Source organism: Rhodococcus sp. P4_B6 (assembly GCF_056402215.1).
The window spans coordinates 1-8,669 of record NZ_JBFUHV010000264.1 but is presented as its reverse complement, the minus strand read 5'-3'; the positions used below and the strand labels follow the sequence as shown (position 1 = coordinate 8,669).

Sequence of the window (8,669 nt, the reverse complement as noted above, 5' to 3'; positions counted from 1 at the left end):
CACATCCTTCCAGCCACCTCACCGTGCCCCACCGGTAAACGCAGAGGCCAAGACCAACGCCCCGCGCGCGGCTCCCGACTGCGGAGCCCCGCGCAACGACACCATCCGAGAAAGAAACATCATGAACAAGCACACACCCTCCTGGCACGACGACGAGGTGAGGGCTCTGTCCGAACTCGCGGTCGGGTTCTTCGAACGCGAGGTGGTCGCGCACCACCAGAAGTGGGACGCTCAGCATCGCATCGACCGCGAGGTATGGCTCGCCGCAGGCAAACTGGGCTTGCTGCTGTGCTCGATCCCGGAGGAGTACGGCGGCGGTGGCGGCACGTTCGCCCACGACCTCGCCGTGTTCGAGGCCCAGGGCTATGCCGGCGACCTCGCGCTCGGCATCTCGGTGCATTCGGGGATCGTGGCGCACTACCTCCTCGAGTACGGCACCGAGGAGCAGAAGACGGCGTGGCTGCCGGGGATGGCGACCGGGGAGATCCTCGGTGCCATCGGCATGACCGAGCCCGGCGCCGGGTCGGATCTCAAGGCGATCAAGACCACCGCGATCCGGGACGGCGACGAGTACATCGTCAACGGGTCGAAGACGTTCATCACCAACGGCGCGTCCGCGGACATGATCGTGCTGGCGGTCAAGACCGACCCGAAGGTCGGCGCGAAGGGGGTGGCGCTGCTGATCGTGGATCTGCGGGACTGCCCCGGGTTCGCCGTCGGGCGGGTGTTGGACAAGGTCGGTCAGCACGGCGCCGACACGTCGGAGTTGTCGTTCACCGATGTGCGGGTGCCGGTGTCGAATCTGCTCGGGGCGGAGGGGCAGGGTTTCGGGCAGTTGATGGCGCAGTTGGTGYAGGAGCGGTTGATCATCGGCGCGCAGGCGTCCGGGGCGATGACTCGTGCGGTGGAGGACACCGTGGCGTACACGAAGTCGCGGCAGGCGTTCGGGCACAGTCTGTTCGAGTTCCAGAACACGGCGTTCGAGTTGGCCGAGTGTCAGACCATCGCCCGCACGTGTGCGGTGTTCCTGGACCATTGCATCGAGGCGCACCTGCGCGGGGAACTGGATCCGTCCGAGGCGGCGATGGTCAAGTACTGGCTCACCGAGCAGCAGTGTGCGGTGATCGACCGGTGCGTGCAGTTGCACGGTGGTTACGGGTACATGCGTGAGTACCTGATCGCCCGGATGTACGAGGACGCCCGCGTCCAGAAGATCTACGCGGGCGCCAACGAGGTGATGAAGGGAATCATCGCGAAGTCGCTGTAGCGGCTAGGGTCCGCGGCGGTTCTCGACCAAGAGCTGGCCGCCAGCCCTCGGGCTCGCGTGTACCCAGCGGTCCCACGAGGGGAAGCGAGGTGAATCCGAGTTTGGTGAGTCTTCCTGCGGGGCTGCACGACATCGAGCCGATCGACACCAAGATGGACGTCGGCGTGCGCGGGCGGCTCGACCGCCGGCACCAGGCCCGCCAGGCCTACGTCTTCGTCACGCACGACGCCCGCCAACCCGACGGGGCACGCCGTTACCGCGGGCCCGCCGTCCATCCTGCCCGGGTACACCCTTCGGCTGCGGGTGCACGATCACCCTGTCCGACACGGACTACCCGGACCTGCGGATGCCGTTCCAGCACGGCACCCTGGCCTGGGAGGCGCCCTATCACCGCAGGGTCGGTATCGAGAGGGTGTTCGCCGACCTGAAGAAGAACCGGCTCGGTGTGCACCGCGGGTACTTCCGAGGCTGCGGACTCCGCCGCTATACCCTGCTCGCCGGATTCACCCTCGCCGCCCTGAACATCCTCAATCTCCACGACTGGGCCACCCGGCGCGAGGTTCTCGATTCCTGGGGGCGGTTCATCGGCGAGCCGGAACCCGAACGCCGACCCCGACGGCGGCGTCGCAGCACCCACTCTCCGTCACTCGCCACGCAGCATCTCTGGCTGCCAGGGGACCGGGCAGATAGCTACCCCGCCCCGGCAACGGAATCCACGGATCCCGGTGGCCGACCTCGCCTGTCCGTCGAAAATGACCCATTATCGGGCACGGGTTCGCCAGATTCACCGCACCACAGAGTCGAACGTCTCGCACACCGACCGAAGAAGCGGGCGTCACAGCGTCGAATGCGCAGAAAGTAGGGTCCGAGTCCGATCCCGGGCCTAATAGGTGAACCCAACATGGCCTATTGGGTGAACACCCGAGGGATGGAGGGATCTTCACCTGTGGCGAGCGATGGTGCATGCCTTGGTATCTCCCCGAACTGATGGTGCGGCAATCACGCGTAAGAGGGGCTGCCAATCACACCTGTTTCGCTGCGTAGCGTTGGGGCGCGCGGCCCAAGTCTTGCTGCAGCACCTGTGCGACCCACTGGGAGCGCCACCGTCAGGGTGAAATAGGCGCAGCAGGTGGTATCAGACCTGTGGGAAGCGTTTGCTCACGGCGGATGTGAGTTGACTGATAGACGTACACCATGGGTACTGGCGCTGGTCGGCGTGCCGGGAGTGTCGGTGGTTAGGACGTCACGACGCCAATTGAGTCTTCGGTGCCGGTGCGCGGCGGTAGTTGGTGGAGTCGACCATTGCGAAGAGCAGTCCGCCGAACATGGCGACGTTCTTGTGGAATTGGGTCCGTTGCAGCTTGCGCGCGGCGGGATCGTCGATTGCCCAGAAGTTGTGTCCGGCGATGGTCGTGGGAATGAGGGAAAGAACCAAGGCCAGTGCGGAGGCTCGGGGGTAGACGCCGACCGCGAGGAGTGACCCTCCGACTGCTTGTACCGAAGCGTTGCCGCGGACGATCAGTTCGTCGTTCTGTGGCAACGGCAGGATCTTCCGGATCGCGTCGAGAGCGCCGGTGGCCATCTGCACACGTGCGCCGGGGGTGCGGAGGGCGTCCCAGCCGAGCACAGCGTAGGTGGATCCGGTGGCTATCCGTGCTCCGACGCGGAGCAGTGTGGCGGTCTTCATTTGGGGGTGAACCTTTCTTGTTGGGTCGATGCGCATGGAGTTGCGGCTCTGTGCCGAGATGATTGGCGCGTCGGCCCGTGGTGGTGTGTCAGACGCCGAGGAGCTTTTCGGTGTTCTGGTGGGCGATCTGGTGTTTCGCCTCGTCGGGTAGGTTTGCTTCTTCGAGGAAGGCGACCGCACCATCGTTGCCGAGGAAGGGATAGTCGACGGAGTAAAGGATCCGGTCGACGCCGAGGGTTTCCACGCAGAACTGCAGTTGCGCCTGGCTGAACATCCCCGACGGGGTGATGTAGACGTTGCCTCGGACGTAGTCTGAGATGGCGCGGTCGAGATTGGTCAGTGACTGCGGCAGGGCTTCGTCGAGCCGGTCGAGGTAGAAGGGGATCATCTCGCCCCAATGCCCCAGGATGAACTGCAGGTTCGGGTAGCGGTCGAGGACTCCGGAGAGCACCAGGTGCAGAAAGTGGACGGCGGTTTCCTGATGCCAGCCCCAGGCGCTGGTCTGCAGCCGCGCGGTGACCAGCGGCGCCAGCCCCGCGTAGTTGGAGTCGGAGGTTTCGCGGGGCGGCACCGCCGGGTGTAGGTAGATCGGCACATTGCGGGCGGCGGCGGTGGCCAGGATCGGGTCGAAGCGGGGTGCGTCGAGGAACTGTCCGTCGGTGCGGCCGTTGATCATGGTGCCGACGAATCCGAGGTCGTCGATGCAGCGGGCGAGTTCGGTGGCGGCCGCGTCGGGGGCGGTGGTCGGCAGGGCGGCGAACGCGGCGAAGCGGTCCGGGTGAGCGCGGACGGCGGCCGCGGCGGTGTCGTTGGCGGCGCGGACCAGTTCCGGTGCCACGTCCGCCGGGACCTGCTGGGTGGTCAGGCACGACAGGACCTGCATGCTGATGCCGTGGGTGTCCATGTCGGCGATCCGGCCTTCGCCGAGATCCTGCAGTACCTGTGCCGTGGGGGTGTAGCTGAGTCCGCTGGCGGGATCGTAGGCGGCCGCGAAATCGGGGCTCAGCTCTCGGGCGAGGGGGGCGCTGGCGGCGGCGATCGCGGGGTCGAGGTAGTGCTCTTCGAGGGTGATGATCTTCATGGGTGCTCCCTATTCGGTGGCGGATCGGAGAACGGGTACTCCGGCGATGTAGACGGCGCGGATGTTGCCGGTCGCTGCGATCGAGGCGGTGGGATCGCCGTCGACGAGCAGCAGGTCCGAACGCAGACCGGGACGGATGCGGCCGCGGTCGGGTAGGTCGAACACGTCGGTGGTGCGGCTGGTCGCCGCGCGCAACGCCTCGATGGGAGTGGAGCCGGCGTCGACGAGCAGTTCGAGTTCGTGGTGCAAGCTCGTCCCGTGTGCGACCTGAGTGGGGGCACCGGGTTCGGTGTTGGCGTCCGTGCCCGCCAGCACCGTGACGCCTTCCTGCTGCAGTGCGGTCACGCTGCTCAGCGATCCGGCGAACGCCTGCGCGTTCCCGTGTGACGATGCGATCCCTTCCATCAAGGTCAAGGTGGGGACGGCAACCGCGTCGTTGTCGGCCATGCGTTTTACGGTGTCGGCGTCCAGGGGCGACCCCAGCRGAATGTGGGTGAAAATGTCGGCCCCGGCGTCGAGTGCCATTGCGAAGGCACCGGGAGTGGCGGCGTGCGCAATGACTTTCTTCCCGTGTTTGTGCGCAGCGTCCACGAGTGCGGTCAGGGTGGGCTGATCCGGTCCGCCATCGCCGGGTGCCTCGGCCACGATCTTGATGTAGTCGGCGCCCTCGGCGTTGCGTGCGTCGACGAATCGCGCTGCCTGGTCGGGGTTGGTGACCACAGCCTCTTCGGGAACGAAGCGGGCATGGTTGCCGGCAGGACCGATCGCAGGCAGGCCGGGGCTGCGGAGGTCGGCGAGACCCTCGCGTCCGGCGATGTCGCGGAGTGAGGCGAGTTTCCCGGCCGGCCAGGTGGCCATGTCGAGGCCGGTGGTCACGCCGAAGCCCGCGAGCTGCTGGAGAGTGTCGCTGCTGTGTAAATGAATGTGTGCGTCTATAAGCCCGGGCAGCAGGGTGGCGCCGGAACCGTCGATGTCGGTGACGGTTTCGCGTCCATGGTTGGTGCCTGCGGGGTCGATGGCGAGAATCCCGGTGGCGTCGAAGGTGACATCCTTGCGGTCGGGGAGTAGCTGTTCGCCGTCGAACACACGGACGTCGGTGATACGGGTGGTCATTGCTTGTCCTCCAACCACAGCTGTGCTGATTGTTTGATGGTGGTTTCGAGGTCGCTGCCCTTGGTGGCGAAAGCGCCGGTGACGGGGAAGCCGCTCTTGTCGAGCAGGTAAGCCAGGGCGGCGTACTCGGGCGGGTACTTCGCGACGGTGTCGGCGTCGATGTCGACGATGCCGCAGGGGAAGGTAAATGAGCCCATGTCGTAGATGCTGCGCCGGTCGATGATCTTCCAGGTGCCGTCGCGTTTTTCGATGCGGTCGTAGAAGCGGTTGTGGCTCTGGCAGCCGAGTCTCAGTTTCCCGTTCTCAGCGACCACGATCGCGTTGGTCTCGGCGACCGCTCGGTCCCCGTGGAACGTCACGACTGGCGCGGTGATCACGTGCTTGGTTCTCAGGTCGGAGGCACCCATACGAGCGGATGCGTCGACGAAGTCGGTGAACAGTCCTCGGAACCAGGTGATTTCGATGACTCCGTCCGGGTGGAAGAGTTCCCGCATCGAATCCCACTGGGCGAGGTCGCGGCGCATCCAGCCGGTCATGAGGTCGTCGATCGCTCGTCGGTCGGCGAGGTAGGAATCCATTCGTTCTTCGCTTTCGTGGCGTAGGGTGTCGGGCCCGAGGTGTCGGGCGGTCCTCTTTCAGCGTGCTCCCCACCCGTCATCACTACAATGAGAAAGATCTGACTGATTGATCATTTGAAATGATGAGTGGTGGTGAGCGGTGGAATTGCGTCATCTGCGGTACTTCGTGGCGGTCGCCGAAGAGCGGCACTTCGGCCGCGCCGCGGAGCGGCTGCATGTGGTGCAGCCGACGCTGAGCATGCAGGTTCGGGCGCTCGAGAAGGAACTGGGTGGGCCGTTGTTCGTGCGGACCAGCCGCCGCGTCGAGTTGACCGAGGCCGGCACCGCCTTCCTGGTCGAGGCTCGGCGCGCGCTGGCCCAGGCGGAGTGGGCGAAGACGACGGCGCAGCGCTCCCTGCGCGGTGAGATCGGCTCCGTGCGTGTCGGTTTCGCGGGGGTGGCGGTGCTGATCGGCAAGCTCGGGCGGGACCTGGAGGTGTTCCACGGGCGGTACCCGCAGGCTCGGATCGAGTTGCGGGAGCTGGTGCCGCGGGCGCAGGGGGAGGCGATCCTGTCCGGTGAACTGGACGTCGGGTACAGCCCGGGATTCGGTGCGGTGGTGCATCCGGACCTGCGCGCCGACCGAATCGGGACCTCGCCGCTGGTTGTGGCGATGTCGGATCGGCACCGGCTTGCTGACCGAAGCACTGTCCCGTTCCGGGACCTGGGGGCGGAGCTGCTGCTCGTGTATTCGGAGGGCGGCGAGGATGATTCGACGGTTGACGACCTGAAGGCGCAACTCGGTGGACATCCCCCCGACCGCGTTCGGCACCTGTCGAGCACTCTGAGCGTGCTTGCCATGGCTTCCGCCGGGCTCGGGGTGGCGCTGGTTCCGGCGCAGACCGCGCACATCGCGATCCCGAGTCTGACATTTCGTCCCCTGGAAGAATCGGGCATCGTCGCGGAGTTGCTGGTCCTGAGCAGGCGTGAGGAGACCAGCGGGGCGGCGCGAGCGCTGCTGGAGATCGCGCGCTCGGCGACCGCGTAGCCGGGTCCCACCACGGATGGTCCGGGCGGGTAGGGCGGGGTGGACGACACGGCGATCAGGACTCGGCCGGCATCGGGGTGGACTGGAACAGCTCGAGACGGATTCTGTCGTCGTATCGCCGCCAGACCGCGGTGGCGCGGGCATGGATCTGGCGTGGACCGGTGGGGAAGATCAGCTGCGCGTGCATGCGGTAGGTGAGCGCGATGGTTGATCCCAGAGCGGTTACGTGAGGATTCTCCGCGGTGACCGCCGCATACCTGAATTGGCCGGTGGCCAGCTTCGTCAGGTACTCGCGCTTGGTGTCGATCTCGCCCGAGGAGTGAATGTAGCGCGCGCCGTCGGCGATCAGCGCATCCAGGGTGTCCAGGTCGCCATCGGTCATCGCCACGAGCCGGGCGCTGTCGGCGTCGAGAACATCTGTCCGGTAGCCGGTGTCGCAGAATTCGGTCAGGTGTCCGGTCACCGGGTCGGCACCTGATCGCTGAACGGAGCGTCGGGCAGTCTGTTGCGGCACAATCCGGTGAGAATCTCGCGGACACCGTGATCGAGACGGGTGTGGCCGTCGCGGAGGATCTCCGCAAGCCGTCGATAGAACGTCGCAGGCGTGATCCCGAACTGGGGAAGGATGTATTCGTCACCGCTGTCGAACGGCGCCCAGCGCAGGGCGAATCCGACGATCTCGCGTGTCCCTCCGCTGGAGGAGTGTGAATGCTGTTCTGGCTGCAAGATCGTCGCCATGGTGTTCACCTCTGGTGTGTCGCGTGATGGACCGGCGCGGAACCGTCGGCAGAAATGGTCGCCGACGCATGGCGGGCATACGCTTCCCGTACCGCGGGAAGCAGCCCGGCGGCGGCCACGGGATCTGCCCGTTCGGTGACGAGTTTGAGGATGTTGCCGCTGCGCCGGTCGGCGGGAACGTCGTCCCCTCGGGCGGCGATGAGGGCATGGAAGTGCTTGTGGTTTTCCCCGAAGACCATCAAATAGGTCGCGGGGGCGCCGGTGACCTCGGTGACTGCTGCGGTCAGATCGCGCGCCCGGCGGCCGAGGGTGTCCAGTTCGGTGTCGTCGAGGCCGGTGATGCGTTCGGCGTGCCGGCGGGCTCGCAGCACGAACCAGCCGGGCACCTCCATGCCGGTAACGATTTCCCCGGCCCACAGGTTGTCGCGGAAGACGGCCGCGTCTTGACCGGACTTCTCTTGGACGCACATCAGGCAGTCGGGATGGGTGGTGTTGTCGGACATGGCTTTTCTTACCTTCGATTCGGTGAGTCAGCGTGCAGGAGCAGAGACGCCCCGGCGTGGGCGCGTGGAGTGGGAAGCCAAGGCACAGTCGAGGGCGAAGGCAAGCTGCCGCAGATGCAGGGCAGCGCCGGTGAGGTGGTGGTCGAGGCAATGGCCCACACCTGGGACGATCTCGGACGTGACGCGGAGCTCGCCGGGGAACTTCGAAATGAAGAGTTCGCGGGCGTCGCTGGAAGAGTCCCAGAGTGCATCGAATTCGGCGAGGGCGTGGTGTACCGGGACGTCGATGTCGGCGGCGACAGGGTCGAGCCGTGTGGCCGCCCACCTCGGTGCAGCGGCCAGTTCTACCATGGGCGCCGGGGCATAGGAGTGCCGTGCGGCCTCGACTGCCGCCGCGGTGTAGCTGCCCTCCGGTCCGTACCACAGCTTTTCCCGCTCGGGTATCGGGACGTCCACGATCCCGTGCAGGGGCAGGGCGCCGAGTTCTTCGGCCGCGCCGTGAGAGGGAATGCGTGCGCCCATCCCCGTGGCCGAGATCCCGAACAGACACCAGGAAGGACGCCGGGCGGCGATCTCGAGGCCAATCATCCCGCCGATGGAATGCCCCACGAGTACGACACCGGCAGCGTTGTCGTCCGAGGCGAGTAGTTCTTCGATGCCGTTGTCGAGTAGTTC

At 66.2% G+C, this 8,669-nt stretch carries 11 protein-coding genes; 3 read left to right on the top strand and 8 right to left on the bottom strand.

What is annotated here, in order from left to right; translation table 11 throughout:
• The first annotated feature begins 121 nt into the window (after positions 1-121).
• Both AC1DWT_RS47580 and AC1DWT_RS47575 read left to right on the top strand, forming a co-directional pair.
• A complete protein-coding gene (locus AC1DWT_RS47580) occupies positions 122-1,267 on the top strand; it encodes an acyl-CoA dehydrogenase family protein (protein ID WP_477925930.1) in 1,146 nt (381 codons plus the stop codon).
• A 346-nt stretch (positions 1,268-1,613) separates the two neighbouring features.
• On the top strand, positions 1,614-2,129 hold the full coding sequence (locus tag AC1DWT_RS47575; protein WP_206015501.1) for a hypothetical protein: 516 nt from the start codon (positions 1,614-1,616) through the stop codon (positions 2,127-2,129).
• A 381-nt stretch (positions 2,130-2,510) separates the two neighbouring features.
• Here AC1DWT_RS47575 and AC1DWT_RS47570 read toward each other — a convergent pair whose 3' ends face one another.
• From AC1DWT_RS47570 to AC1DWT_RS47555, 4 genes are all read right to left on the bottom strand, one after another.
• The gene (locus tag AC1DWT_RS47570; RefSeq protein WP_072951584.1) at positions 2,511-2,954 is read right to left on the bottom strand and encodes a DoxX family protein; all 444 of its coding nucleotides are present in this window, start codon (positions 2,952-2,954) and stop codon (positions 2,511-2,513) included.
• An 88-nt stretch (positions 2,955-3,042) separates the two neighbouring features.
• Entirely contained in the window at positions 3,043-4,035 is a 993-nt protein-coding gene (locus AC1DWT_RS47565; protein ID WP_206015502.1) for an amidohydrolase family protein, read from the bottom strand.
• A gap of 9 nt (positions 4,036-4,044) precedes the next feature.
• Entirely contained in the window at positions 4,045-5,148 is a 1,104-nt protein-coding gene (locus AC1DWT_RS47560; protein WP_477925929.1) for an amidohydrolase family protein, read from the bottom strand.
• Positions 5,145-5,726: a nuclear transport factor 2 family protein gene (locus tag AC1DWT_RS47555; RefSeq protein ID WP_206015504.1), complete on the bottom strand. Its 582-nt coding sequence runs from the start codon at positions 5,724-5,726 to the stop codon at positions 5,145-5,147. Before AC1DWT_RS47555 ends, AC1DWT_RS47560 begins: the two co-directional genes overlap by 4 nt.
• Positions 5,727-5,865: 139 nt before the next feature.
• Between AC1DWT_RS47555 and AC1DWT_RS47550 the strand changes: the two genes are divergently transcribed.
• The gene (locus AC1DWT_RS47550) at positions 5,866-6,753 is read left to right on the top strand and encodes a LysR substrate-binding domain-containing protein (RefSeq protein ID WP_206015505.1); all 888 of its coding nucleotides are present in this window, start codon (positions 5,866-5,868) and stop codon (positions 6,751-6,753) included.
• Positions 6,754-6,808: 55 nt separating this feature from the next.
• On the opposite strand, the gene AC1DWT_RS47545 is transcribed toward AC1DWT_RS47550, so the two are convergent.
• The 4 genes from AC1DWT_RS47545 to AC1DWT_RS47530 form a co-directional block, all read right to left on the bottom strand.
• The gene (locus AC1DWT_RS47545) at positions 6,809-7,216 is read right to left on the bottom strand and encodes a nuclear transport factor 2 family protein (RefSeq protein ID WP_072951572.1); all 408 of its coding nucleotides are present in this window, start codon (positions 7,214-7,216) and stop codon (positions 6,809-6,811) included.
• Positions 7,213-7,491, bottom strand: a complete 279-nt coding sequence (locus AC1DWT_RS47540) for a hypothetical protein (RefSeq protein ID WP_072951586.1) — start codon at positions 7,489-7,491, stop codon at positions 7,213-7,215. The genes AC1DWT_RS47545 and AC1DWT_RS47540 overlap by 4 nt, the downstream gene beginning before the upstream one ends.
• A 5-nt stretch (positions 7,492-7,496) precedes the next feature.
• Positions 7,497-7,994 (bottom strand): hypothetical protein, encoded by a 498-nt coding sequence (locus AC1DWT_RS47535; protein WP_072951570.1) that lies wholly within the window; start codon positions 7,992-7,994, stop codon positions 7,497-7,499.
• A 27-nt stretch (positions 7,995-8,021) separates the two neighbouring features.
• Positions 8,022-8,669: alpha/beta fold hydrolase (locus AC1DWT_RS47530; protein ID WP_477925928.1), on the bottom strand; the 648-nt coding region annotated here is incomplete at its 5' end.